This is a genomic window from Agrobacterium sp. DKPNP3 (assembly GCF_052686535.1).
Window position 1 is genome coordinate 113,360 of record NZ_JBQYSN010000002.1, and the last position, 24,781, is coordinate 138,140.

The 24,781-nt window shown below is 58.8% G+C and carries 22 protein-coding genes, 1 tRNA gene and 1 pseudogene; 5 read left to right on the forward strand and 19 right to left on the reverse strand.

Annotated elements, in window-relative coordinates; translation table 11 throughout:
* Window positions 1-11: 11 nt before the first annotated feature.
* The 3 genes from ACUTJJ_RS01265 to ACUTJJ_RS01275 all read right to left on the reverse strand — a co-directional run bounded on the left by ACUTJJ_RS01265 (window position 12) and on the right by ACUTJJ_RS01275 (window position 2,922).
* Window positions 12-1,448, reverse strand: coding sequence for a sensor histidine kinase (locus ACUTJJ_RS01265; protein WP_445541039.1), 1,437 nt, complete (start codon window positions 1,446-1,448; stop codon window positions 12-14).
* Window positions 1,445-2,119 carry a response regulator transcription factor gene (locus ACUTJJ_RS01270; protein WP_445541040.1) on the reverse strand — a complete coding sequence of 225 codons (675 nt, stop codon included), beginning with the start codon at window positions 2,117-2,119 and terminating at the stop codon, window positions 1,445-1,447. Before ACUTJJ_RS01270 ends, ACUTJJ_RS01265 begins: the two co-directional genes overlap by 4 nt.
* A 170-nt stretch (window positions 2,120-2,289) precedes the next feature.
* A complete protein-coding gene (locus ACUTJJ_RS01275) occupies window positions 2,290-2,922 on the reverse strand; it encodes a TetR/AcrR family transcriptional regulator (RefSeq protein ID WP_063950281.1) in 633 nt (210 codons plus the stop codon).
* 141 nt (window positions 2,923-3,063) lie between these two features.
* Between ACUTJJ_RS01275 and ACUTJJ_RS01280 the strand changes: the two genes are divergently transcribed.
* Complete coding sequence (locus ACUTJJ_RS01280; protein ID WP_445541041.1) at window positions 3,064-5,100, forward strand: oxidoreductase; 2,037 nt, start codon at window positions 3,064-3,066, stop codon at window positions 5,098-5,100.
* A 159-nt stretch (window positions 5,101-5,259) separates the two neighbouring features.
* Here ACUTJJ_RS01280 and ACUTJJ_RS01285 read toward each other — a convergent pair.
* Together ACUTJJ_RS01285 and cpdR are read right to left on the reverse strand one after the other, a co-directional pair.
* Window positions 5,260-5,334 (reverse strand) — tRNA-Val (locus tag ACUTJJ_RS01285).
* Window positions 5,335-5,415: 81 nt separating this feature from the next.
* Window positions 5,416-5,778 (reverse strand): cell cycle two-component system response regulator CpdR, encoded by a 363-nt coding sequence (gene cpdR / locus ACUTJJ_RS01290; protein ID WP_003497910.1) that lies wholly within the window; start codon window positions 5,776-5,778, stop codon window positions 5,416-5,418.
* Window positions 5,779-5,959: 181 nt separating this feature from the next.
* Here cpdR and ACUTJJ_RS01295 point away from each other — a divergent pair, with 181 nt between their 5' ends.
* Both ACUTJJ_RS01295 and hisN read left to right on the forward strand, forming a co-directional pair.
* Window positions 5,960-6,844: an N-formylglutamate amidohydrolase gene (locus ACUTJJ_RS01295; RefSeq protein WP_445541042.1), complete on the forward strand. Its 885-nt coding sequence runs from the start codon at window positions 5,960-5,962 to the stop codon at window positions 6,842-6,844.
* Window positions 6,845-7,157: 313 nt separating this feature from the next.
* Window positions 7,158-7,934 carry a histidinol-phosphatase gene (gene hisN / locus ACUTJJ_RS01300; protein ID WP_445541043.1) on the forward strand — a complete coding sequence of 259 codons (777 nt, stop codon included), beginning with the start codon at window positions 7,158-7,160 and terminating at the stop codon, window positions 7,932-7,934.
* A gap of 21 nt (window positions 7,935-7,955) precedes the next feature.
* Here hisN and ACUTJJ_RS01305 read toward each other — a convergent pair whose 3' ends face one another.
* Entirely contained in the window at window positions 7,956-8,897 is a 942-nt protein-coding gene (locus ACUTJJ_RS01305; RefSeq protein WP_404494935.1) for an alpha/beta fold hydrolase, read from the reverse strand.
* Window positions 8,869-9,114, reverse strand: coding sequence for a hypothetical protein (locus tag ACUTJJ_RS01310; RefSeq protein ID WP_063950276.1), 246 nt, complete (start codon window positions 9,112-9,114; stop codon window positions 8,869-8,871). The genes ACUTJJ_RS01305 and ACUTJJ_RS01310 overlap by 29 nt, the downstream gene beginning before the upstream one ends.
* A 161-nt stretch (window positions 9,115-9,275) precedes the next feature.
* Here ACUTJJ_RS01310 and hspL point away from each other — a divergent pair, with 161 nt between their 5' ends.
* Window positions 9,276-9,758, forward strand: a complete 483-nt coding sequence (gene hspL / locus ACUTJJ_RS01315) for a heat shock protein HspL (protein ID WP_063950275.1) — start codon at window positions 9,276-9,278, stop codon at window positions 9,756-9,758.
* Between the two features lie 62 nt (window positions 9,759-9,820).
* Here hspL and ACUTJJ_RS01320 read toward each other — a convergent pair whose 3' ends face one another.
* A complete protein-coding gene (locus ACUTJJ_RS01320) occupies window positions 9,821-10,840 on the reverse strand; it encodes a bile acid:sodium symporter family protein (RefSeq protein ID WP_445541044.1) in 1,020 nt (339 codons plus the stop codon).
* A gap of 98 nt (window positions 10,841-10,938) precedes the next feature.
* Here ACUTJJ_RS01320 and ACUTJJ_RS01325 point away from each other — a divergent pair, with 98 nt between their 5' ends.
* Window positions 10,939-11,799, forward strand: coding sequence for a LysR family transcriptional regulator (locus ACUTJJ_RS01325; protein WP_445541045.1), 861 nt, complete (start codon window positions 10,939-10,941; stop codon window positions 11,797-11,799).
* Between the two features lie 6 nt (window positions 11,800-11,805).
* Here ACUTJJ_RS01325 and glpK read toward each other — a convergent pair whose 3' ends face one another.
* The 11 genes and pseudogenes from glpK to ACUTJJ_RS01380 form a co-directional block, all read right to left on the reverse strand.
* Window positions 11,806-13,305 (reverse strand): glycerol kinase GlpK, encoded by a 1,500-nt coding sequence (gene glpK / locus ACUTJJ_RS01330; protein ID WP_404494937.1) that lies wholly within the window; start codon window positions 13,303-13,305, stop codon window positions 11,806-11,808.
* Between the two features lie 70 nt (window positions 13,306-13,375).
* The gene (locus tag ACUTJJ_RS01335) at window positions 13,376-15,097 is read right to left on the reverse strand and encodes an ABC transporter substrate-binding protein (protein ID WP_063950270.1); all 1,722 of its coding nucleotides are present in this window, start codon (window positions 15,095-15,097) and stop codon (window positions 13,376-13,378) included.
* A gap of 74 nt (window positions 15,098-15,171) precedes the next feature.
* The gene (locus ACUTJJ_RS01340) at window positions 15,172-15,465 is read right to left on the reverse strand and encodes a DUF2160 domain-containing protein (protein ID WP_445541046.1); all 294 of its coding nucleotides are present in this window, start codon (window positions 15,463-15,465) and stop codon (window positions 15,172-15,174) included.
* Between the two features lie 2 nt (window positions 15,466-15,467).
* Window positions 15,468-16,382: a carbohydrate ABC transporter permease gene (locus tag ACUTJJ_RS01345; protein WP_445541047.1), complete on the reverse strand. Its 915-nt coding sequence runs from the start codon at window positions 16,380-16,382 to the stop codon at window positions 15,468-15,470.
* A gap of 1 nt (window position 16,383) precedes the next feature.
* Window positions 16,384-17,250, reverse strand: a complete 867-nt coding sequence (locus ACUTJJ_RS01350) for a carbohydrate ABC transporter permease (RefSeq protein ID WP_445541048.1) — start codon at window positions 17,248-17,250, stop codon at window positions 16,384-16,386.
* Between the two features lie 2 nt (window positions 17,251-17,252).
* The gene (locus tag ACUTJJ_RS01355; RefSeq protein ID WP_445541049.1) at window positions 17,253-18,323 is read right to left on the reverse strand and encodes an ABC transporter ATP-binding protein; all 1,071 of its coding nucleotides are present in this window, start codon (window positions 18,321-18,323) and stop codon (window positions 17,253-17,255) included.
* Window positions 18,324-18,336: 13 nt separating this feature from the next.
* Window positions 18,337-19,407, reverse strand: coding sequence for an ABC transporter ATP-binding protein (locus ACUTJJ_RS01360; RefSeq protein WP_063950265.1), 1,071 nt, complete (start codon window positions 19,405-19,407; stop codon window positions 18,337-18,339).
* A 37-nt stretch (window positions 19,408-19,444) separates the two neighbouring features.
* Entirely contained in the window at window positions 19,445-20,968 is a 1,524-nt protein-coding gene (locus tag ACUTJJ_RS01365) for a glycerol-3-phosphate dehydrogenase (protein WP_445541050.1), read from the reverse strand.
* 107 nt (window positions 20,969-21,075) lie between these two features.
* Window positions 21,076-21,849 carry a DeoR/GlpR family DNA-binding transcription regulator gene (locus tag ACUTJJ_RS01370; protein ID WP_063950263.1) on the reverse strand — a complete coding sequence of 258 codons (774 nt, stop codon included), beginning with the start codon at window positions 21,847-21,849 and terminating at the stop codon, window positions 21,076-21,078.
* A 118-nt stretch (window positions 21,850-21,967) separates the two neighbouring features.
* A pseudogene (gene cysG / locus ACUTJJ_RS01375) lies at window positions 21,968-23,446 on the reverse strand (siroheme synthase CysG).
* A partial coding sequence (locus tag ACUTJJ_RS01380; RefSeq protein WP_445541051.1) for a nitrate reductase occupies window positions 23,418-24,781 on the reverse strand: 1,364 nt, incomplete at its 5' end. The pseudogene cysG and the gene ACUTJJ_RS01380, both read right to left, overlap by 29 nt.

The following is a 24,781-nucleotide window of genomic DNA, read 5'->3' on the forward strand; positions in this document are numbered from 1 at the left end:
TTAACTGTATCTTAACCATTGTCGGACGCGACCGCTCGTGGAAAGACCGAACGGACTTCCAACCGAACGCAGAAGCCGGGGTTCAAATCAAGGAACAGAACACGGCCACGATGAAGCTCGGCGGCTTTCTGGACCAGATTTAACCCAAGGCCTGCGCCCGGCGAATTTGTGTTGATGCGATGAAAGGGCTCGAAGACCTGACCGCGCTCCGCAACGGGTATGCCTGGCCCTTCATCACAGACCTCGATGGCCCCGGCCGCGTCAATCCGAATTGTGATTGCACCCTTGCCGCCGGCATGATCGATCGCATTGCGAACGAGGTTGACGACCGCCATCTCGATGATCGACGCCTGCATGGTAAAAATGGCGGGACCCGCGCTCGGCTCGAAATCGAAATCGTAACCGGCGTCCAGCGCAATCGGGGCCAGATCGGTCGCGATGCGCTCGACAAGTTGATTGAGATCGCACGGCTCCGCCGGCAGTTCGACAGCGCCCACCGCCTGCATTTCCAGCAGCTGATGCGCAACGCGGGTGAGGCGATCGATATCCGCCCGGATCTGACGGCTCAGCGCGTCATCGGGCAAAAGATCGGCTCTGGTCCGCACGATCGCAATAGGTGTCCTCAGTTCATGTGCCGCATCGGCAAGAAAACGGTTGCGGCGATTATAGCCGTCATCAAGCTGCGACAGCGCAATGTTGAAGGCATCCACCAGCGGAATGAGTTCAACGGGAACCTTCGACCGGTCGATCCGCTCTGACCGGTTGTCGAAATCGATGGACTCGGCCTGCTCAACCGTATCCATCAGCCCACTGAGAGAACGGCCGACTGCCCTCGGCGTCACCAGCAGTGTCGCGATACCCGTCAAAATCAGCATCGGCACAACAGCGATGAGAATGATAAAGCCCAGCGCGGGCAGCACCTTGAACCAGCGGATCGCGCCATTGGCATCCTTTTCCAGATCCAGCTGGACATTGATCCAGATGCTGAGGCCGTCATTCGGCATTCCATCCTCAGTACCCGCAATGAACTGGAGGCGGCCCGCCGCGGTATCGCGGTTCTCGACAGTGGCACGCAACGTCCCAGCCGCATCCAGACTCGCACGATCAAAGCTCCAGGGAAAGCTAGCGGAAAGGGCCGGTGGCGGGACAGCGCCGAATTGCACGACGACGCCGTTGAGGTCGCGCACGACGAACCAGAGGTTTGGATAGCGTCGCTTCAGCTCCGTCAGTTCAGGCGTCGCTGGCAGTTGCGGCCTGCCTTGACCATCCTTCGTCACACTCTCCGCGACTATACGGGCTGCCTCTTCATTCGCACCTTCAAGACGTGGATCGATAATCCAGATCCAACCGATGAGGAGGATGACGAAGAGGAGGAGCAGGAAGGCCTGTAACGCGAAAAGCCGCTTTATCAGCCCCCACCGCAGGGATCGATTGCGCGCCGTCTTCATGTCTTCAACCGGATGAGATACCCGATATTACGCACGGCTCTTATTTCCACCGTGGCCCCAGCCTGCAGCAATTTCTTCCTGATGCGGGAAATATGCGCATCGAGGGCATTGGACTCGATCTCGTCATCGAGCGTATAGACCGCGTCGATCAGGTTCGACCGCGTGACGATGCGGTTCGGTCGCCGCATCAGCGCTTCGAGAACGAGGTATTCGCGACGCCGCAATTCGATGATGGAGTTACCGATGCTCACTTCGTTGCTGCGCGGATCAAGGCAGAGATTTCCGAACTGGGCGCATCTTTCAGACAGCGAGGGTCCGCGTCTGTGGAGAGCCCTGAGGCGCGCGAGCAATTCTTCGATGGCGAAGGGCTTGGCAAGATAATCGTCGGCACCGGCATCGAGGCCATCGACACGATGATCGACACTGCCGAGTGCAGTGAGCACAAGGATCGGTACGGACTGCCTGCTCTTGCGCAGCGAAGCCACCAGGTTAAGCCCTTCCCCATCAGGAAGACGGCGATCAAGCACAAGCACATCATAGGAGCCGTCCCTCGCCAACGCGTCCGCATCGCTGATTGCGCTGACATGGTCGGCGAGGACGTCGCGGCGGCGTAGCGCTTCCAGAAGCGCGCGTGCCATTTCCGGTTCATCCTCCAGAAGCAAGATTCGCAATGACGTTTCCCCGATGGACTTAAGCCATCCCCTCCACTCATCCGTGAATGTTACAGCAACATTGCAGGATAATCGTCAGACAATCGATATCCTACCGCATGCCGATCAAAAGCCGATGGCGGAGCGGGTGGCAAGACCTGGAAATCATCAGAGGCGCTGAGACTTCCACATCACCTGACAGGCTTGTAGCCGTGCCTCGCGTGAAACCGGTCAAGCTCGCGCGGCTGCGGCTGTTCGCCGGTGTAGATGGCAATATAATCTGGAATTCGTTGCATGCGTACCGAGATATCTTCTTCGGATTGCATGGAGATATAGCCGATCTGCACCAGATAGGTGGTGCGTGCGCGTACATCCGCCGTGCTTTCGCTGTGGCCGAACCGCACGAACATGCGGGAGAGTGCCCCCATTCTTGCCTCATCGGCCTTACGGACCTCCGCGAGAATTTCGTCGGATTGAAGAGCCCAGCTTCTTACCGCAAATTCAAATCGGCTATCAAACAGCGATGGATCGAGCCAACAATCGAACACATTCAGCATCGCCTCCGCCAGTGTCTCCGCGTAGGCCTCCGACTGCCGGAGGATGCTGCCGGTATTTTTTTCCCGCCAGCGGGCGACGAGCGCAGCCAGTAATTCCTCCCGGTCCTTGAAGAACCAGTAAAAGCTTGTGCGGGACAAGTTGAGCTTTTTCGCCAGGGGCAGGATTTTCACGGAGTCCACGCCCGATTCCAGCAACGCCTGATAGGCGGCGCCCAGCCACCCCTCCTGCGAACCGCGCCAACCGTTTTCGTTTATTGTCGCTTCCATGAGAGGTTTCTAGCAAACTGGCCTCTGCGCGACAAGAAAAAGTACACCGACGTCAAATCTCTATACATATATGTTTCGGAAATTGACATATGTGTACATTCGCATTTAGCCTCCGTCGGAATATTCTCTTTGGAGCAGGCCATGTCGAGCGATCCCCTTCTGCAGCCTTATCAGCTGAAACACCTCACCTTGCGCAATCGCATCATCGTCACCTCGCACGAACCCGCCTATCCGGAAGACGGCATGCCGAAGGGGCGCTATCGCGCCTACACGGTAGAGCGCGCCAAAGGTGGTGTCGCGTTGACAATGACGGCGGGTTCCGCGGCCGTATCGAAGGACAGCCCGCCCGTCTTCAACAATCTGCTCGCCTACAAGGATGAGATCGTTCCCTGGGTCCGGGACATGACCGACGCCGTGCATGAACAGGGTGCTGCGATCATGATCCAGTTGACCCATCTTGGACGACGTACCCGCTGGGACAAGGGCGACTGGCTGCCGATCCTTGCACCGTCGCATCATCGCGAAGCGGCGCACCGGGCATTTCCGAAGAAGATAGAGGATTGGGACATCGAGCGTATCATCAAGGATTTCGCCGATGCCGCCGAGCGGATGAAGGCTGGCGGGATGGATGGGGTGGAGCTGGAGGCCTATGGTCACCTCATCGACCAGTTCGTCTCGCCATTGACGAATGAGCTCGATGGCCCCTATGGCGGCCCGCTTGAAAACCGGATGCGCTTCTGTCTCGATGTTTTCAGGGCGATGCGCGAACGCGTGGGCGACGATTTCATTCTCGGTGTCCGCTATACAGCCGACGAATGTCTTGAGGGCGGCACGGAAAAGGCTGACGGAATCGAAATCGCCAGACGGCTGAAGGACAGCGGACTGATCGATTATCTCAATGTCATCAGAGGCCATATCGACACCGATCCCGGCCTGACCGATGTCATTCCTATCCAGGGCATGGCCAATGCGCCGCATCTCGATTTCGCCGGCGAAATCCGCGCCGCGACAAATTTTCCGACTTTTCACGCCGCCAAGATCCAGGACGTCGCGACCGCCCGTCACGCCATCGCGTCCGGCAAGCTGGACATGGTGGGCATGACGCGCGCCCACATGACCGACCCGCATATCGTGCGAAAGATCATGCAGAAACGCGAGGACGATATCCGGCCCTGCGTGGGCGCGAATTATTGTCTCGACCGGATCTATCAGGGTGGCCTTGCCTTCTGCATCCACAATGCGGCAACAGGCCGTGAGGAGACCATGCCGCACGAGATATCAAAGGCGGCAGAACGCCGAAAAGTGGTGATCGTCGGTGCCGGGCCGGCAGGGCTGGAGGCCGCGCGTGTCTGCGCCGAACGGGGGCATGAGGTAGTCGTTTTCGAGGCTGCCAACAATCCAGGGGGGCAGATCCGCCTGACCGCGCAGAGCGAGCGGCGTCGGGAAATGATCAGCATCATCGACTGGCGTATGGCCCAATGCGAGAGGCTAGGAGTCACTTTTAATTTCAACAGCTGGGCAGAAGCGGACACGGTGCTTTCCGAAAAACCCGACGTCGTCATTATTGCGACAGGCGGATTGCCACATACGGACGTCCTGTCCGAAGGCAACGACCTTGTCGTCTCTGCATGGGATATCATCTCGGGAGACGTGAAGCCGGGCACGAACGTGCTGGTTTACGACGACGCTGGCGACCACGCCGGACTACAGGCCGCAGAATTTCTCGCAAAAGCCGGGGCAAAGGTGGAAATCATGACGCCGGACCGCGCTTTCGCGCCGGAGGTCATGGCCATGAACCTCGTTCCCTATATGCGCTCCCTGCAACAGCTGGACGTCACCTTCACCGTAACCTATCGGCTGGAAGCGGCCGAGAAGCAAGGTAACCAGCTTATCGCCCATATCGGCAGCGACTATGGTGGCGTGATGAAATCGAGGATGGTGGACCAGATCGTCATCAATCACGGCACCGTTCCGCTGGATGACCTCTATTTTGAACTCAAGCCTGGTTCAAAGAACCTTGGCGAAGTTTCATACGACGACCTGCTTGCGGGGAAGTCCCAGAAGGTGGAGCGCAACCCTAAAGGCACATACCAGCTCTTCCGCATCGGCGACGCCGTCGCTGCGCGCAACACGCATGCGGCAATCTACGATGCATTGCGCCTGGCCAAGGATATTTGAGGCGGATCGGCGCGGCGCGGCGCCAGAGGTGGAGAAGGTTGGCGCGATGAGGACTGCCTACCAATCCACCGCGGCGCCGTTCGACTCATGGCTCGAGCCCAGTAAGCAAAAAGGCCCTGCGATTTTTATCGCAAGGCCTTGATACATAAAGAATTCGGATGGTGGGCGTGACAGGGATTGAACCTGTGACCCCTACGATGTCAACGTAGTGCTCTCCCGCTGAGCTACACGCCCTCCGTTGCGGCGGATAGACCACAAAACCGGTTCATGCGTCAACTGCTTTTTTTCGGTTTTGTGAAGGTTTTTTGAGAGGCCTTACGCCACAAGGAGTTTGTTCACCTCATCCACGAGATCGCGCAGATGGAACGGCTTGGAAAGCACCTTGGCATCCTTCGGAGCCTTCGAATCGGCGTTCAGCGCAACGGCTGCAAAGCCGGTGATGAACATGACTTTCAGGTCAGGATCGAGTTCGGTCGCGCGCCGTGCGAGCTCGATGCCATCCATTTCAGGCATCACGATGTCGGTCAGCAGTAACGAAAATGGCTCTTCGCGAAGCCGGTCATAGGCGCTGGCGCCATTGTCGAAGGAAGAAACCTTGTAACCGGCTTTTTCCAGCGCTTTCACGAGGAAGCGGCGCATATCGTTGTCGTCTTCAGCGAGAAGAATTTTCTGATTCATCATAAGTGACCGTAACTGCTCAATGTTTGGAATACCCTAGCCCGATTATAGGATTTTCACGGTAAATATCCTGTGAACGCGTGAATCGGTATAGCGCTGTTTGGGCGATAGTATGGACTTGCCGCACCGTAACTGGCAACATGAACCTCCTGATAGTTTACGACATGGTAAATGGCACTGAATGGACTGGGTGACGGGTGAATATGAGCTGTTTGAAGTAACGGAACCTGCCGTCCAGACCCTGCCATTTGTCTATAATTCCCCCCATAGCGGCCGCTGCTATCCCATCTCCTTCCTCGAGTCGGCACGGCTCGATTCGCACGACATCCGTCGCTCCGAAGATCATTTCGTTGATGAGCTCTTCGAGGCGGCGCCAGAAATTGGCGCACCGCTTCTGAAAGCCAACTTCCCGCGCGCCTATCTCGACGTCAATCGCGAGCCTTACGAACTCGATCCGCGCATGTTCGACGGCACGCTGCCGCCCTTTGCCAATATCGGTTCCATGCGCGTCGCCGGTGGCCTTGGGACGGTGCCTCGCATCGTCGCCGAAAACATGGATATTTACGCGCACCGCCTGCCTGTCGAGGAGGCGCTTTCGCGGATCGAGACGATCTATAAACCTTACCATGCCTGCCTGCGCCGCCTGTTATCGCGCACCCATGCCCATTTCGGCATGGCGGTCCTGATCGATTGTCATTCCATGCCCGGTAATATCCGGGTCGCCGGTTCCAACCTCAAGCCGGACGTGATCATCGGCGACCGCTACGGAACCAGCGCGTCGCAGGAGGTCTCCCGCGCCGCCCTGCATTTCTTGGAGGAGCTGGGCTTCGTCGCCACCTGCAACAAGCCCTATGCCGGCGGCTTCATCACCGAGCATTATGGCCGGCCGATCCGTTCGCTGCATGCGTTACAGATCGAAGTCAATCGTGGCCTTTATGTCGATGAAAAAACGCTTCTGAAAAAACCTGATTTCCCCGTCATTCAGGCATCGCTGGAAATCTTCATGCGCCAACTCGGCGCGTTTGTTTCGGAATATGCGATCGAGACGTCTCTCGCCGCCGAATAACCCACCAGCTAACAAACTGTTTCAGGCCCCGCCTCTCTCGTCCGGTTCCCAAACCGGGCAAAAAAAACCGCGCCTTGGCGCGGTCAAGTCTAGGGAGGAAACACCCAAGGAGGGTATTTACAGTCAAAGACTGTAGGATGAAGCTACGCCGCCCATGCCTAATTGTCAATCATTTTATTATTTGCCTATTTATTGACCTTTTGCTGAAAATTTAGAAACCGTGCGGTCCGAAGCATTCGGGTGGACGGCAGATGACATTCCGGTTTAAGGATGAGGCACCAAACTGATTACTCTTCCAGCGACGAGGTTTAGCATGCTGCCCGATCGGGATTTCTTCTTTAAACTTGCCGATGCCGCCAGCGCCGAAACGCTTCCTCGCTTTCGCACGGGCATAGCCGTCACGAACAAGGAGGATGGTGGCTATGATCCGGTGACGGAGGGCGATCAGGCAGCAGAAACTGCCATTCGTACGCTTATCGAGCAGCGTTTTCCGCAGCACGGCATCCTTGGAGAAGAACACGGCAATGTCGGTCTCGACCGCGACCACATCTGGGTCATAGACCCGATCGACGGCACACGCGCGTTCATTTCGGGCGTGCCGGTCTGGGGCACGCTGATCGGGTTCCAGTCGGGTGGTCGCGCAAGAATGGGCATGATGGACCAACCCTTTACCAAAGAACGCTATTTCGCCGATGGCAAGGCTGCCTGGTATTTCGGACCGGATGGCGAACGAAAAATACGCACGCGCAATTGTACCTCGCTTTCGGATGCCGTTCTGTTCACCACGACGCCGCACATCTTTACCGAGGAAGAAAAGCCCGTTTACGAGAAAGTCCAGGATCAGGTTCGGCTTTTCCGTTACGGCGTGGATTGTTACGCCTACTGCCTTCTCGCCGCCGGTCACGTCGATCTCGTGATCGAATCTGGCCTGAAGCCCTATGACGTCGGCGCCTTGATACCTGTCATCGAACAGGCCGGTGGCATCATGACCACGTGGGACGGGGGACGTCCGGAAAATGGCGGACGCATCCTGGCGGCTGGCTCAAAAGCGGTGCACGAACAGGCGCTCGCCATTCTCTCAAAACTCTGAGGCAGCCAGCTTAAGCGGCCATTACTCCGGCGCGAAGAACGCATCGATGGCCGCCAGCGCCTGTTTGCGGAAAACGTCACGCTCATGCAGCAATTCGTGGCGAGCACCGGTGATCGGAAGAAGCTGCGCTGCCCGGAAATTGCGTGAGAGTTCCTCCTGCGCCTTATAGGGCGTGATTGTGTCCAGCATGGGCGCCAGAACGAGCGTCGGCACCATGATATTTGTGAGGTGCTCCTGACGCGTGACACGCCGCATCGTCTTCAGCGCCTCGTAGACCCAGCGTGCCGTGGGCGCGCCGATGAATAGTTCGGGAAACTGCCGGTGCAGGGTCAGATTCCTGGAAAAACGCGTGGCGTCTGAGGTGAGCGGGTTGCCGTCAAAGTCGCGCTCCCGCTGGTCCCTTCCGAGTTGAATTCGACCCAATCCAAGGAGGCTGAACGTCGTTGCAACCAGCTTGATCACCCATGAAGGGACGGACTGCTGGCTGTCGAGCTCGATGAAGGGCGAACACAAGGCAAGGCGGTCGATACGATTGGCCAAGCCGGGAGCGGCAGCAAGGGCCGCAAGCGCGCCGGTGGAGTGGCCGATCATGAAGAAGGGCAGCCGCGTATCCGGCAGCACAACCTGCTCAAGAAACAGGCTAATATCGCGCGTATAGTCTGAAAATCGCCGTACATGCCCGACACCCGGTTTCTTCAGGAGCCGTTCCGATCCGCCCTGCCCCCTTGTATCGAAGGTCGCGACCCAGAAGCCCATGGCTGTCAGGTCGGCGACCGTCTCGAAATATTTCTCGATACATTCGTTCCGGCCGTGAAGCAGTACCACCGTTCCGCGGGCAAGGGAGCGGCTGGAACGGAAGATCGCATATCGAAGCTGTTTGCCGCCATGTCCGGTAAAATATCCGACGGTATGGTTGCCGGGAACCGGGTTGTCTTCACTGGCGCGCAAGGTGGCTTCGATCATCGGTCTTTTCCGGCTTTTCTGCCCTTTCGGGATAGGTCGGCGGCGCGGGAAGGTCAAAGAAAAAATTGCCGGAACCGTCGGTTAAAGCAGTCGCGGTTCCGGCCAGTAAGACAGAAGAAGAAGGGACGTTATTGCTTCTGCCGACGGAGGATGCCTCCGATGACCGCAGTTTTATGGCGCTCAAACTGAACGATCCCGGAACCGGATGTTCAGCCATGGTTCATATTGCTTTCGTCTTTTCGCGCCTCTTGACGGCGCGTGTCAGCATTCCCATCTCATTCATGCGGTCGCCAGAACGGGGCCGCGCTAAATGTCCAACCATCGCCAGAACGGGGTGGAGGACCTAACCGCAAACAGTCGCTTCTTAAGGAGGACACCATGCGCCACGTTGATTTTTCCCCTCTCTATCGCTCCACCGTCGGCTTCGACCGTCTTTTTTCGATGCTTGACGGCCTTGGCCAGCCCGAGCAGGCTCAGTCCTATCCGCCCTATAATATCGAACGGACAGGCGAAAATACCTATCGCATCACCATGGCGGTTGCCGGTTTCGATGAAACCGAACTTAGCATTGAATCCCGCGCCAATGCGCTGACAGTGAAAGCTGAAAAGGCCACGGACGACAAAACGACCGAAGGCGAGTTCCTGTATCGCGGCATCGCGACCCGCGCTTTTGAACGCCGCTTCCAGCTTGCAGACCACGTCGAAGTGCAGACCGCTTCCCTGAAGAATGGCCTGCTTCATATCGACCTCGTTCGCAATATTCCGGAAGCCATGAAGCCGCGCCGCATCGCGATCTCGTCCGACAGCGCCGATGCGCCGAAGACGATCGAAGCTCAGGTTACCCCGGCTCAGGTCAACTAAGCATTCCGACAGGCAAGACGGACGGCCCCCTCGCGGGGCCGTTTTTGTTATAGGAGAGCGCTTTATCGAGCGGAGGCTACGGCGCCTTCTGCCGCAGCCGCTTCGGCTACCGCCGCCTTTTCATGCGCCTTTCGGGCGTAACGCTGGGCGAGAACCGCGCAGACCATCAACTGGATCTGGTGGAACAGCATGATCGGCAGAACTATCGCGCCGATGCTCTGCCCTGCGAAGATTGCGCCCGCCATCGGCACGCCGCTCGCAAGGCTCTTCTTCGAACCGCAGAAGGTGATGGTGATTTCATCCGCCTTATCGAAACCAAGCAGACGGCTGCCGAACATTGTCGCGCAGAGAACCAACGCCAGAAGCACGATGTTGATGAGGACGACGACGCCGATATCCCTGATGGAAAACGTGTGCCAGATGCCCTCGATGACCGCATCGGAAAACGCCAGATAGACCACCATCAGGATCGAGCCGCGATCGACAGGTGACAGAAGTTTCTTGCGCGCCCGGATCCAGTCGCCGATCCAGGGCTGCAGCACCTGGCCGGCGATGAAGGGCAGAAGCAATTGCAGGAAGATTTGCAGGAACGCGTCCAGCGAAAATCCACCGCCGTGGCCCCCGACCGAAAACAACAGACCGACGAGCAGTGGCGTCAGGAACATGCCGAAAATGTTCGATGCCGAGGCCGAGCAGATTGCCGCCGGCACGTTTCCGCCCGCCATTGACGTGAAGGCGATGGAGGACTGCACGGTGGATGGCAGCACGCAGAGAAACAGTACGCCCATATAGAGCGGAGCCGGAAGGATGCTTTCGGGAATGAAGCCGATCGCCACACCGAGAAGCGGGAAAAGGCCGAAGGTGACGAGCAGAATCGCCAGGTGCAGACGCCAGTGCAGAATGCCCGCAATGACCACATCGCGCGAAAGGCGCGCGCCATGCAAGAAGAACAGCAGGGCGATGGCAAGTTTCGTCGCAAGCCCGAAATATTCAGCCGGCTCGCCACTGATCGGCAGAATGGAAGCCAGAATTACGGTGGCCACCAGCATCATGGTGAAACGGTCGGGTAAGAAGCGGGTCATGGGACGTCTTTCCGGCATTGGTTTTGCTTGAAACGCCCGCCACTATCCATCATCATGATTTCGGATGCAAAGACTAACAGTTATCATGATTTGAGATAATGCTGAACCTTCAACATCTTGCCAGCTTCGTCATGTTGCAGCAAACCGGCAGTTTCACCCTCGCTGCCGAACGGCTGGGCATTCGGCAATCCACCGTCAGCCAGCATATTCAAAGGCTTGAGGCATCGCTTGGCCGGCGACTGATTGCACGCAACACGCATCAGGTGAAGCTGACTGGCGAGGGTGAGGCATTGCTTGGTTACGCCCGCAACATGCTCGAAATCGACAGCAAAGTGTCGTCGCTCTTCACCGAAAGTCGTCTGCGTGGGCGGCTACGGCTTGGCGTGTCGGAGGATTTCGTCGCAAGCCGGCTCACGGCCATCCTGGAGGAATTCATCCGCCTTTATCCCCTTGTGGATCTGGAGCTGACGGTTTCGCTGAGTGGGGTGCTTTACCAGATGCAGGATAATGGTGAGCTGGATGTGGTACTGGCAAAACGCCGCCTGGGCGACAAGCTTGGCCATTTCCTTTACCGTGAACCACTCGTCTGGCTGGCGCGTGACCCCGATCGCATGCTGAACCAGCCGGATGCCCTGCCGTTGATCGCCTTCCCGCCGCCGAGCATTACCAGAAAGGCCGCACAGGAAGCGTTGGACCGGGCCGGACTCTCCTGGCGGATCGTCTGCACCTGCGGCAGCCTGAGCGGACTTACTGCTGCGGCAAGGGCGGGCATGGGTATTCTGGTGCAGCCGCGCAGCATGGCACCGGCCGGTCTTAAGGAGATTACCGCCGGCGTGTTACCCGTCCTTGAGGATGTCGAATTTGTGCTTCAGCCGAGCAAGGGCGTCGATGCGAAGCTGGTGCGCGCCCTTTCCGACCTCGTGTCGAGCAAGAGCATCGCACCCGGCAGCTTCGTCTAACGCGCCTTAATTGTTCCGGTTTGACAGGCAGCGGCCGACGCTGTCACGCCAACCGGCGATCGCGTTTTTCCGCTCCCCCTCGTCCATTTCGGGGCTGAAGCGGCGGTCGCGTCGCCAATGGTCAGCGAAAGCCTTGCGGTCCGGCCAGATGCCTGCGCGTGAGGCCGCAAGCCAAGCGGCACCCAGGATGGTCGTCTCCAGAAAGACAGGTCTATCGACGGGCGCGGCGAGAATATCTGCCAGCCGCTGCATGGTCCAATCGGAAGCGACCATGCCCCCATCGACCCTCAATACCGTTTTGCCGTTGTCACCCGCCCAGTCCTTGCGCATGGCATCCAGCAGATCAAACGTCTGATAGGCGACGCTTTCCAGCGCCGCGCGGGCAAATTCCGCCGGCCCGGTGCCCCGCGTCAGGCCGAAAATCGCACCGCGCGCTTCGGCATCCCAATAGGGCGCGCCAAGACCGGTGAAGGCCGGCACGAGATAAACCCGCTGCTTGGGATCGGCTTTTTCGGCAAGCGCGCTGACTTCAGATGCAATAGAGATGAACCCAAGCTCGTCACGCAGCCACTGCACGGCGGCACCGGCAATAAAGATCGAGCCTTCAAGTGCATAGGTCGTCACGCCATCGAGGCGGTAAGCAATCGTCGTCAGCAGGCGGTTGGTGGATGTAACCCGGTCGGTACCAGTATTGAGAAGCGCGAAACAGCCGGTGCCATAGGTGGATTTCATCATGCCCGGCTCAAAGCAGGCATTGCCGATCACGGCCGCCTGCTGATCGCCGGCCACACCCAGGATCGGAATTTCCGCACCCAGCAGCGACTTGTCCGTCACACCAAAATCCGCGGCGCAATCCAGCACTTCCGGCAGCATGGCGCGCGGAATATCCAGGATCGACAGCAACTCGTCATCCCAGGCATTGTCTTCGATATTATAGATCAACGTGCGCGAAGCATTGGTGGCGTCGGTCACATGGCGACGACCGCCGGTGAGGCGATAGATCAGAAAGCTGTCAACGGTGCCGAAGCAGATGTCGCCCTTCACGGCTTTTTCACGAAGGCCGCTGACGCTATCGAGAAGCCATTTCAGCTTGGTACCGGAGAAATAAGGGTCAAGCAGCAGCCCGGTCTTTTTTGAAAAGAGCGGCTCCAGTCCGCGGCGTTTCAGATCCTCGCAGATGGGCGCGGCGCGCCGATCCTGCCAGACCACGGCGCGATGCACCGCCTCGCCGGTATTGCGGTCCCATAGCACCGTCGTTTCGCGCTGGTTGGTGATGCCTATTGCCGCAATATCGGAGGCGGCAATGCCGGCATCGGCAAGCGCCAGCCGGATGGTTTCGAGCACGCTTTTCCAGATATCCTCGGCATCATGTTCGACCCAGCCGGAGGCAGGGAAATGCTGCGGAAATTCTCGCTGGCCGACACCGATGACCCGCATGTCGCGATCAAAGACCATCGACCTCGTCGATGTCGTGCCCTGGTCGATCGCCAGAATGTAACCGCCCATTATGTAACTCCCTTTCAAACGCAATGACGGGGCGGCAGAGCCGCCCCGATTTCTAGATTTTAGGCAGACATTACTTCTGCCAGCTTTTGACCAGTTCGTCGTAATTGACGGTGACCGGCTTTTCCTTTTCGTTGGCAATCTTCAGTTGCGGCGCCAGATTGCCCTTCGAAACGGCGTCCTTGTTCCAGTATTCAATATCATGCTCTTCCGCCAGCTTCGGGCCGATATCGCCCTGCACGCCGGCACGTTCCAGACGGCCCATGACCTTTTCCTGCTCGGCGCAGAGCGAGTCCATCGCTGCCTGAGCGGTTTTGGCACCCGACGACGCATCGCCGATTGCCTGCCACCACAGCTGCGCCAGCTTTGGATAGTCAGGAACGTTCGTCCCCGTCGGCGACCATTGAACCCGGGCCGGTGAGCGATAGAACTCGACGAGACCACCGAGCTTGGAGGCACGGTCCGAGAAGCTCTTGTGATGGATGGTGCTGTCACGAATGAAGGTGAGACCGACGTGGCTCTTCTTCACATCCACGGTTTTCGAGGTCACGAACTGCGCATAAAGCCATGCGGCCTTGGCTCGGTCGTCAGGCGTGGATTTCATCAGCGTCCAGGAACCCACATCCTGATAACCAAGCTTCATGCCGTCCTTCCAGTAGACGCCATGTGGCGAGGGTGCGACACGCCATTTCGGCGACCCGTCCTCGTTCACGACAGGCAAGCCCGGCTTGGCCATATCGGCCGTGAACGCCGTGTACCAGAAGATCTGCTGAGCAATGTTGCCCTGTGCAGGCACCGGTCCGGACTCGGAGAAGGTCATGCCCTGTGCTTCCGGCGGCGCATATTTCTTCAGCCACTCAAGATATTTCTCGATGGAATAGACCGAGGCCGGGCCATTGGTATCGCCGCCGCGCGCTACGCAGGAACCGACCGGCTGCGACTTGTCATTGACCTTGATGCCCCATTCATCGACCGGCAGGCCGTTTGGCAGGCCCTTGTCGCCGTTGCCGGCCATGGAAAGCCAGGCATCGGTGAAACGCCAGCCAAGCGAGGGGTCCTTCTTGCCGTAGTCCATATGGCCAAAGACCTTCTTGCCGCCGACATCGCGGCCGGTGAAGAATTCGGCGATGTCCTCATAGGCCGACCAGTTGACGGGAACGCCGAGGTCGTAGCCGTATTTGGCCTTGAAGTCAGCCTTGTTCTTGTCGTCGTTGAACCAGTCGTAACGGAACCAGTAGAGGTTCGCGAATTGCTGGTCAGGAAGCTGGTAGAGCTTCTTGTCCGGCGCCGTCGTGAACGCGCTGCCGATGAAGTCCTTGAGGTCGAGACCGGGATTGGTGACGTCCTTGCCTTCATTGGCCATGAAGTCGGTCAGGTTGCGGACCTGCTGGTAACGCCAATGGGTGCCGATGAGGTCGCTGTCGTTGACCCAGCCATCGTAGAGGTTCTGGCCGGTCTGCATCTGGGTCTGGATCTTTTCGACAACGTCACCTTCCTGGATGAGGTCGTGCGTCACCTTGATGCCGGTAATAGCGGTAAAGGCCGGAGCCAGAACCTTTGATTCATACTCGTGGGTGGTGAGAGATTCGGAAACCACCTTGATCTCCATGCCGGCGAAAGGCTTCGCGGCATCGATGAACCATTGCACTTCCTTTTCCTGCTCCGCACGGGAAAGCGCCGACATGTCGCCGATTTCCTTGTCCAGAAACTGCTTTGCTTCCTCCATTCCGGCAAAAGCCGAACCTGTCATTGCCAGCAGCATGGCTGCCGTCGTCGTCATCAGATGCCGTCGCATGTCATTCCCTCCCAAAGGTTGCGATTGCATGAAGTCTGCAAGTGCGGTTTTCCTCGTCCGCACCTTTTCCTGCTCTATACAAAACGGAAAACGCCGATGGCGTAGACCAGAGATAGAGCGAGAGCCCACCACAGGTTCGGGCCGACCAGCCCGAGCCATGCGAGATGAATAAACGCGCTGCCAAGCAGCGAGATGAACAGCCTGTCACCACGCGTCGTCTCGAAGCGCAACAGACCGAAGCGGGCATTGCCGCCGGGCGACAAACGTTCCCAGAGCCACATGCCGACCAGCAGGACGGCGATGGTGCAGAAGAAGGCCGCCGTCTGCCAGGTCCATGCCATCCAGGTGAAATCGGGCATCTTCGTCATGGTCAAACCCTCCCCAGCGCGAAGCCCTTGGCGATGTAATTGCGCACGAACCAGATCACCAGCGCGCCCGGTATCAACGTCAGCACACCGGCGGCTGCAAGCAGGCCCCAGTCCATGCCGGCGGCGGAAACGGTGCGTGTCATCGTCGCGGCAATCGGTTTTGCGTCCGTCGTCGTCAGAGTGCGGGCGATCAGAAGCTCGACCCACGAGAACATGAAGCTGAAGAAGCAGGCGACGCCGATGCCGGAAGCGATGAGCGGCATGAAAATCTTCACGAAGAATTTCGGGAAGGAATAACCGTCAATATAAGCGGTCTCGTCGATTTCCTTCGGCACACCGGACATGAAACCTTCGAGGATCCACACCGCCAACGGGACGTTGAACAGGCAATGCGCGAGCGCCACGGCAATGTGGGTGTCGATCAGTCCGAATGCAGAGTAAAGCTGGAAGAACGGCAGCGCAAAGACGGCGGGCGGCGCCATACGGTTGGTCAAAAGCCAGAAGAACAGATGCTTGTCGCCGAGAAAACGGTAGCGCGAAAAGGCATAGGCTGCTGGCAGCGCGACAGCGACGGAGATCGCCATGTTCATGACGACATAGGTGATCGAATTGATATACCCGGAATACCAGGATGAATCGGTGAAGATCGTCCGATAGTTCTGCAGCGTCGGCTCGTGCGGATAGAGCGTCATGGATGAGACGATTTCCGCATTCGTCTTGAAGCTCATATTGATAAGCCAATAGATCGGGATGAGCAGAAGCAGAATATAGACCGTCGGCACCAGCCAGGAAAAGCGTGATGGACCATGGTGGCGGCGTGACCGCGCTGTCGCGGCGAAACTCGGCCGCACCGATACCGCGGAGCCTGCATTCAGGCCATTACGTTCCACCCCGGACGTGACATTGGAAGCGCTCATCTCAGGTCTCCGCGTCATGGCTGGTCATCACGGTGTAGAACACCCAGGACAACAGCAGGATGATGAGGAAGTAGATCAGCGACATGGCTGCTGCCGGGCCGAGATCGAACTGGCCGAGCGCCACCTTGACGAGATCGATGGACAGGAAGGTTGTGGAATTGCCCGGGCCGCCTCCAGTGACGACGAAAGGCTCGGTATAGATCATGAAACTGTCCATGAAGCGCAGCAGGAAGGCAATAAGCAGGACCCGCTTCATCTTCGGCAGCTGGATGAACCGGAACACCGCAAAACGCGACGCGCCGTCAATCCTTGCCGCCTGATAATAGGCGTCCGGAATGGAAACGAGGCTGGCATAACACAAGAGCACGACAAGGCTCGTCCAGTGCCAGACATCCATGATGACGACGGTAATCCATGCGTCGATGGGATCGTTGACATAGTTATAGTCAAGCCCGAGTTGATTGGCATAATAACCGAGGAGCCCGATATCGCTGCGGCCGAAAACCTGCCAGATCGTGCCGACGACGTTCCACGGCACCAGCAGCGGCAGCGCCATGGTGACAAGGCAGACGGGCACGCCGATGCCGGACTTCGGCATTTTGAGCGCGATGAAGATGCCGAGTGGGATTTCAATGGCCAGGATGATGCCGGAGAATAGCAGGTTGCGCCCCAGGGCATCCCAGAAACGGTCCGACGCCAGGATTTCCTCGAACCATTGTGTTCCTGCCCAGAAAAACTGATTGTTGCCGAAAGTGTCCTGCACCGAATAATTCACGACGGTCATCAGCGGAATGACGGCCGAAAAGGCGACCAGCACCAGCACCGGCAGCACCATGAACCATGCCTTGTTGTTCCAGCTTTTTTCCATGGTCAGGCCCCCATCTTCACACGCCAGGAATCAGCGAAAACGCCGATGGCGGCCGGATCGAAGCGCACACCCGCCTCCGCCGGGATTTCCTCGTCCTCGGCAACGACAATCGCCAGTTTCTGGCCGGCAAAGCGGGCACGGACGATCTTCTGGCGGCCGATATCCTCGACCTTGTCGATGCTGATCGGCATGCCGCCGCGCTCCAGCCGGACGAATTCCGGGCGGATGCCGACTTCGATGCGCTGCGCTCCATCAACTTTTGGCGCACCTGCCAGCGGCACACCAAGACCGCCGACCACAGCCGTCGTCCCCTCAATATTGGCTGGCAGCACGTTCATGCCCGGCGAGCCGATGAAATAACCGACGAATGTATGCCCCGGCCGCTCGAATAGCTCGGCCGGCGTGCCGATCTGAACGATCTGCCCGTCATACATGACAACCACCTTGTCGGCGAAGGTCAGCGCTTCGGTCTGGTCGTGCGTGACGTAGACCATGGTGAAACCCGATTGCCGGTGTAGCCGTTTCAACTGTGAGCGCAGCACCCATTTCATATGCGGATCGATGACCGTCAGCGGCTCATCGAACAGGATTGCGTTGACGTCGGATCGTACGAGGCCACGCGCCAACGAAATCTTCTGCTTCTGGTCCGCCGTCAATCCGCGGGCCCTGCGTTTGGCCATGCCGGAAAGGTCGGTCATCTCGAGGATTTCCCTAACGCGGCGCTCCACTTCGGCTTCCGGCACATGCCGGTTGCGCAGCGGAAAAGCCAGATTGTCGTAAACCGTCATCGTGTCGTAAACGACCGGAAACTGGAACACCTGCGCGATGTTGCGGTCTTCAGTTGCAAAATCCGTCACGTCTGTTCCGTCGAAAGCGATGCGGCCTTCGGATGGTCGCAGCAGGCCGGAAATGATGTTGAGCAACGTGGTCTTGCCACAACCGGAAGGGCCAAGAAGTGCATAGGCACCGCCATCTTCCCATTCGTGATGGACTTCCTTCAGGGCATAATCGCCTGCAGCCAGCGCCTTGGCGTTATAGGCGTGGCGGATGTGATCGAGGGTGATGCGTGCCATGACCGATCTCCCCTTACGCCGCTTCGCCAATGGCGCGGCCATTCGCGTCAAAGGCCATCAGGTGTTTTGTATCGAGAAACAGCTCAATGTCCCTGTCCGGCTCGATGTCGTGGATGCCGTGCGCCAGCATGACCCATCGCCTGCCGGAAAACTCCACATGCACGAAGCTTTCCGACCCCGCGATTTCCGAAATCAGCGTGCGCGCCCTTATGGATTGCCGCGCTTCGCCCTTCGCCTGGGGGAAAAGATGATGTGGCTGGAAAGCGATGGTCAAAGGCCCATCCGGTACAGCGGCAAGATGCGCCGGCACGGCAACCACCGTCTGGTCGGCGCGCGTGAAAGCGTTACCCGCCTTGATGACCTCGATGGTGTTGAGCGGCGGATCGGCAAAAATTTCCGCGGTCACGATATCAACCGGCTGCCGGTAAACCTCGATCGTACGGCTGAACTGCGTCACTCTTCCCTCGTTAAGCGTTGCGGTATTGCCGCCCAGAAGCAGCGCCTCTGAAGGCTCCGTGGTGGCGTAAACAAAGATCGCGCCCGACTCCGCGAAGATACGCGGCAGTTCCTCGCGCAACTCTTCGCGCAGCTTGTAATCGAGATTGGCGAGCGGCTCATCGAGCAGCACCAGATTGGCGTTTTTGACGATGGCGCGGGCGAGTGCCGTGCGCTGCTGCTGGCCGCCGGAAAGATTGAGCGGCGTGCGGTCGAGATAAGGCGTAAGCCGCAGAAGTTCGGCGGCCTTCTTCACCTCCCGGTCGATGGTCGACTGATCCTTGCCGGCAACGCGCATCGGCGAGGCGATGTTTTCGTAAACGCTCAGCGCCGGATAGTTGATGAACTGCTGGTAGACCATCGCGACGTTGCGCTTCTGCACCGGCCAGCCGGTGACATCCTCTCCATTGAAGAGGATCGAGCCGCTGCTTGGCTTGTCCAGCCCCGCCATCAGTCGCATCAGCGACGTCTTGCCCGAAAGCGTCGGTCCAAGCAGAACGTTCAGGCTTCCGCGCTGCAACGTCAGATCGGTCGGGTGAATATGATAGTCACCCCCCACCATTTTCGAGACGTTTCGCAATTCAAGCATGGTGATCCAAAGCCTCCTCCGCTTTTCGATCGGATCGTCAGATTGCCTTCAAGCGTCCACCTGCAATGTCATCGATATAGTCCTCCAGAGCACGCACCTCGTCGGCGCTCAAGAACAGCCCCTGCTTGGTGCGGCGCCAAAGGATATCCTCCGCCGTCGCCGCCCATTCCCGCGCCATCAGCCAGCGAACCTCGACCTCGTAGAGCGTACCGCCGAAGTGCCGCCCCAGCGCAGAGGTGTCCGTCGCAGAACCGAGCATCGAAACTGCATCGGTACCGTAGCAGCGCACCAGCCGCTCGGCATGACGCTGATCGAGAAAGGGATAACGGGATCGTACTGCGGACACTTGCGCCGCGTATTCCTCCACGCCGAAGTTACCCCCCGGCAAATGGGAGCCTGCCGTCCATGGAACACCCTTTTCACCCAGCGCATCGCTGATTTTTTCAAGAGCATGTTCGGCAAGCCGCCGGTATGTCGTAAGCTTGCCGCCAAAGACGTTGAGCAGTGGTGCTTCGCCTTCCGTCCCCTCGGTTTTCAGCACGTAGTCGCGGGTTGCTTCCTGCGCCTTGGAAGCACCATCATCAAAGAGCGGGCGCACGCCGGAATAGGTCCAGACGATATCCTCCGCCTTCACCGGCTCAGCAAAATATTCACTCGCCGCATTGCAGAGATAGCTGATTTCCTCGTCGCTGATCTTAACGGACCGAGGATCGGCGGTATAGTCGCGATCCGTGGTGCCGATCAGGGTGAAATCCTGCTCATAAGGAATGGCGAAAATGATACGGCCGTCCGGGTTCTGAAAGAAATAGGCGCGCGGATCAGAAAACTTTTTGCGAACGATGATATGGCTGCCCTGCACGAGGCGGACATTGTGGACGTTGTTTTTACCGAACGTCCGCGACAGCACCTGGTCGACCCACGGGCCGGCGGCATTCACCAGCATTCGCGACTTGTAAGACTTCGTTTCTCCACCCGCGTTTTTTGTTTCTATCCGCCAGAACGCGCCTTCCCGCCTGGCGGAAACCACTTGCGTACGGTTGAGGATCAGGGCGCCTCGATCAGCGGCATCGCGGGCGTTCAACACGACAAGACGGGCATCATCCACCCAGCCATCGGAATATTCGAAAGCGCGGGCAAAAATCGGCTTCAGCGGTTTTCCCGCTGGGTCACGGCGAAGGTCGAGCGAGCGGGTCGCGGGCAGGAGCTTGCGGCCACCAAGATGGTCGTAAAGGAAAAGCCCCAGGCGCACGAGCCAGGCGGGACGAACACCACCTTTCTGAAACGGCAGCACGAAGCGCATGGGCCAGATAATGTGCGGCGCCATCGCCCACAGAACCTCGCGTTCCATGAGCGCTTCGCGCACCAGGCGGAATTCGTAATGTTCGAGATAACGCAGGCCGCCATGGATCAGCTTCGTGGCAGCCGAAGACGTACCGGAGGCAAAGTCGTTCATTTCCGCAAGCGCAACGGAATATCCGCGCCCAACAGCGTCTCGCGCGATGCCGCAGCCATTGATGCCGCCGCCGATCACGAAAATATCGTGGATTGCCTCGTCAGACATCGCCCCTCCCGTGCTTTCATCGATGCTCTCCCCATCGATATTTTGAAAGCAAGACCATCTAATTCGAAGACAAAACGAATGTCAAACGAAATTCCGAAGTCGCTAGGTCAGCCGTCCTGCGCCTCGGTTTCGATCAGGCGGACATCGTGATCTGCGCAGATGCTGCGGATGGAATCGACCGGACAATGGTCGGTAATAAATGTGTGGACCTGAGAGAGATGGCCGATCCGCACCGGGGCGGTGCGCTCGAATTTCAGTGAATCCGATACGAGAATCACGTGACGGGCATTGGAGATGATCGCCTGCGCGACCTTGACCTCGCGGAAGTCGAAATCCAGTAAAGCCCCGTCTTCATCGATAGCTGAAACCCCGATCACGGCAAAATCGACCTTGAACTGGCGAATGAAATCCACTGCTGCTTCCCCGACGATACCTCCATCGGAACCCCGCACGACGCCACCGGCAATCACCACTTCAATGCCCGGGAACACCCGTAACCTGTTAGCAACATTGATATTATTGGTGATCACCATCAGTTCGTGGTGGTCCGCAAGGGCTTCGCCCACCGCCTCCGTGGTCGTGCCGATATTGATGAAAAGCGACGAGTTGTTGGGGATGAGCGCTGCGGCGGCAGCGCCAATGGCCTGCTTTTCAATAGAAGCAATCGCCCGACGCGCTTCATATTTGACGTTTTCGTTGCCGCTGGGGAAAAGCGCGCCGCCATGAATACGGGTCAGCACGCGCGTATCGCAGAGATCGTTGAGGTCCTTACGGATCGTCTGGGGTGTCACCGAAAACCGCGCCGCCAGCTCGTCAACCAGCACCCGCCCATTCGCTTTTGCCAGCGCAACGATTTCATCCTGGCGCGGTGTAAGCAGCATTTCACCCTCCCTCCTCTTTCAATTTTTTCGTTTTATTGAAGAGCGAAGGAAAAACCAATGTCAAGGCACGGTTGAGCGCCGGAGGCGCCTGCTTTCACCGGAACGGCCGAAAATCATTTTAGCCAGCTATTCGTATTGGAGAGGCATCCGCTGACTTTGCGTGTTCAGCCGGAAGCGCCGTACGTGCGGCATGAAACGTATCACCGATGCCGATAAGAACAGGCTCATTCACGCCTAATCCCGTCACGCCCTCTGCCAGTTGCGCAAGCGAACCGCACCAGCGTTTCTCATTGTGACGACTGACGGAAACCATCACCACCACCGGCGTCGCGGCGGGCATTCCGTTGGCAATCAATGATGCCTGAATATCCCCCGCAGTTCGTCCGCCCATGTAGAAAAGAGTTGTTACTGACGGGTTCGAAAGGGACGGCCAGTCGATATTGTCCGGTAGTTTTCCCTGTCGTGAATGGCCGGTGACGAAGCGGACAGACTGGGCGTGATCGCGATGCGTCAAAGAAACGCCGAGGCGTGAGGCCATGGCGCTTGCGGCGGTGATGCCGGGCACGACCTCGACGGGGATGTTTTCCGCTTCCAGCGCGGCGATCTCCTCACCGGCGCGCCCGAAAATCATCGGATCGCCTGACTTCAGCCGCACGACTCTCTTGCCGGCCTTGGCAAGCCTGATCATCATGTCGTTGATGTCTTCCTGTTTACAGCTTTCCCGGCCGCCGCGCTTGCCGACCAGCATGCGCTTGGCCTCCCGCCGCGCCAGTTCCAGCACCTCCGCCGAGACGAGATCATCGAACAGGATGACGTCGGCCGCCTGAAGCGCGCGCACCGCTTTCAGGGTTAAAAGCTCGGCATCGCCCGGCCCCGCGCCCACAAGCGTAACCGACCCGACGGTGGCCGCCGTCCGAGCAGCTTGTGTCCCGAGATCGGCGAGCAAGCGCTCCTCACTGTCGTCATCAAGACGCTCTGTGAAGGCCCTATCGACGAATTTTTCCCAGAACGAACGCCGCGCGCTGCCAGGCGAGAGCCGCATGTTGACATGCTCGCGGATAGACGCCGCAAGTGCCGCCCAGTCCTTCAGGGAGCGCGGCAGCAATGTCTCGATCCGGCAACGAATGGCCTGCGCCAGGATGGGGGCTGCCCCATCGGTGGAAATCGACACCACGACCGGTGAGCGATTGACGATCGATCCAAACTGGAACTGGCAGAATTCCGGTTTGTCGATGATATTGACGGGAACGCCTGCCGCGCGCGCCGCGCGATAAAACCGCTCGGCCTCGCTCAGGGTCTCGCAATCCGCCAGCGCCAGTTCCGCGCCCGCCAAACTGTCTTCGTTCCAGCAACAGTCGTGCCATGTCAGTCACGCGCTCTTTGCCATCAGCGACATCAGGCATTGCGAAAGCTCGCGCTCCTCGCAATACAGATGAAGCTCAGCGCCGCAGGCGAGCAGAAGTTCCGCCTTCCAGGCGGCAGCATCCGATCCGCCAGCCAGCACAACGCGCTTGTTCTCTAGCCCCCAAAAAATGGGCAACGTCGCGAGCTTTTCCATGCGGGCCGGTTCATTCCGCCGCGGTTTTAAGGCATCCATCGATGATCCCCCTGATCTCGGCGCGGCAGGAGCCGCAATTGGTTCCGGCGTTCAGCGTCTTGCCGATGGCTTCGACGCTGCGGCAACCATCACGTATGGCTGCCGTGATCTGGTTCAGTCCGACATTGAAGCAGGAGCAGACGGTAGCACCCGGATCGGCACGACCGGCACCGGGACGGCCGGCGACCAGGGCAAAACGCAGGCGCAAATCCTCGTGGCGCTCGTTCAACTGCGATATCGCCCAGCTGCGGGCAACGGCCACCGGCTCTCTGGCGATAAACAGCGCCGCCAGAAGAGTGTCGCCGTCAAAGAAAGCCAGGCGCAGATCGCCGGTCTGCCGGTCGCTATATCCCAGCGGCTCGACCCGCGCCTCGATGCCGAAAACCCGCCGCGCCCAGAGCGTCCAGTCTTGCGGCACTTCAGCGAAGGCCAGCTCCAGGCGATAGCCGCCATCCGCCTTGGCAATCGCCCAATAGGCGCAATCGTGTGCAACGGGCCGGGTGCGGGAAATGGCGAAACCATAAGCTTTTGCTTCGTAACGCCTTGCCCGAACGCCCACATTCTTCGAAGCAGGCTGACCGGAATGCGGGTCCGTTACCGGCGCGACCACCACATCGATCCGCGCCTTCGAGGCAAACTGGTCGTTCCAGTGCATCGGCGCGAAGACCGAGCCGCGCGCCTGTCTTTCGCTCACCAGCGCCCGCAGCAGCACCTTGCCATGCGGGCTTTCCAGTTCCACCAGATCGGCGCTTTTTATGCCGAGCGCCTGCGCATCGCGCGGGTGAAGTTCGGCGAACGGCTCGGCGATATGGGCGGTGAGGCGGGCGCTTTTGCCGGTGCGCGTCATCGTGTGCCATTGGTCGCGGATGCGGCCGGTATTCAGCGTCAGCGGGAAATCCGCCGATGTCCTGCCGGTCTCCGGCAGGGCGGTGGCGATGAACCGCGCCTTGCCATCGGCATGGTAAAACCGGCCGTTCGCGAAAAAGCGCGTCACCTCGGCCTTGCCCGCCTCGGCTTTTGGCCATTGGAAGGGTGTCATCCCGTCGTAGCCATCCCGGTCGATCCCGCCGATATCGAAATCGCGGCTTCCGGCATTTTCGAAAGCGGAAAGCGCGGCATGTTCGGCAAAAATTTCCGATGGCTGATGAAAAGCGAAGGCGGCGCCGAAGCCCATGCGCCGGCCCACTTCCGCCATCTGCCACCAGTCCGCTTTCGCTTCGCCCGGCGCATCGAGAAAACCGCGCTGGCGGGAAATGCGCCGCTCGGAATTGGTGACAGTGCCGTCCTTTTCACCCCAGCCAAGCGATGGCAGAAGCACATGCGCATGGCGGGCCG

Excerpts from the sequence above, each read along its gene's own strand:
- ACUTJJ_RS01265 (WP_445541039.1), bottom strand. The coding sequence starts at position 1,448 with ATGAAGACGGCGCGCAATCGATCCCTGCGGTGGGGGCTGATAAAGCGG.
- ACUTJJ_RS01275 (WP_063950281.1), bottom strand. The coding sequence starts at position 2,922 with ATGGAAGCGACAATAAACGAAAACGGTTGGCGCGGTTCGCAGGAGGGG.
- ACUTJJ_RS01280 (WP_445541041.1), top strand. The coding sequence starts at position 3,064 with ATGTCGAGCGATCCCCTTCTGCAGCCTTATCAGCTGAAACACCTCACC.
- cpdR (WP_003497910.1), bottom strand. The coding sequence starts at position 5,778 with ATGAATCAGAAAATTCTTCTCGCTGAAGACGACAACGATATGCGCCGC.
- ACUTJJ_RS01295 (WP_445541042.1), top strand. The coding sequence starts at position 5,960 with ATGGACTGGGTGACGGGTGAATATGAGCTGTTTGAAGTAACGGAACCT.
- hisN (WP_445541043.1), top strand. The coding sequence starts at position 7,158 with ATGCTGCCCGATCGGGATTTCTTCTTTAAACTTGCCGATGCCGCCAGC.
- ACUTJJ_RS01305 (WP_404494935.1), bottom strand. The coding sequence starts at position 8,897 with ATGATCGAAGCCACCTTGCGCGCCAGTGAAGACAACCCGGTTCCCGGC.
- ACUTJJ_RS01310 (WP_063950276.1), bottom strand. The coding sequence starts at position 9,114 with ATGGCTGAACATCCGGTTCCGGGATCGTTCAGTTTGAGCGCCATAAAA.
- hspL (WP_063950275.1), top strand. The coding sequence starts at position 9,276 with ATGCGCCACGTTGATTTTTCCCCTCTCTATCGCTCCACCGTCGGCTTC.
- ACUTJJ_RS01320 (WP_445541044.1), bottom strand. The coding sequence starts at position 10,840 with ATGACCCGCTTCTTACCCGACCGTTTCACCATGATGCTGGTGGCCACC.
- ACUTJJ_RS01325 (WP_445541045.1), top strand. The coding sequence starts at position 10,939 with ATGCTGAACCTTCAACATCTTGCCAGCTTCGTCATGTTGCAGCAAACC.
- glpK (WP_404494937.1), bottom strand. The coding sequence starts at position 13,305 with ATGGGCGGTTACATTCTGGCGATCGACCAGGGCACGACATCGACGAGG.
- ACUTJJ_RS01335 (WP_063950270.1), bottom strand. The coding sequence starts at position 15,097 with ATGCGACGGCATCTGATGACGACGACGGCAGCCATGCTGCTGGCAATG.
- ACUTJJ_RS01340 (WP_445541046.1), bottom strand. The coding sequence starts at position 15,465 with ATGACGAAGATGCCCGATTTCACCTGGATGGCATGGACCTGGCAGACG.
- ACUTJJ_RS01345 (WP_445541047.1), bottom strand. The coding sequence starts at position 16,382 with ATGAGCGCTTCCAATGTCACGTCCGGGGTGGAACGTAATGGCCTGAAT.
- ACUTJJ_RS01350 (WP_445541048.1), bottom strand. The coding sequence starts at position 17,250 with ATGGAAAAAAGCTGGAACAACAAGGCATGGTTCATGGTGCTGCCGGTG.
- ACUTJJ_RS01355 (WP_445541049.1), bottom strand. The coding sequence starts at position 18,323 with ATGGCACGCATCACCCTCGATCACATCCGCCACGCCTATAACGCCAAG.
- ACUTJJ_RS01360 (WP_063950265.1), bottom strand. The coding sequence starts at position 19,407 with ATGCTTGAATTGCGAAACGTCTCGAAAATGGTGGGGGGTGACTATCAT.
- ACUTJJ_RS01365 (WP_445541050.1), bottom strand. The coding sequence starts at position 20,968 with ATGTCTGACGAGGCAATCCACGATATTTTCGTGATCGGCGGCGGCATC.
- ACUTJJ_RS01370 (WP_063950263.1), bottom strand. The coding sequence starts at position 21,849 with ATGCTGCTTACACCGCGCCAGGATGAAATCGTTGCGCTGGCAAAAGCG.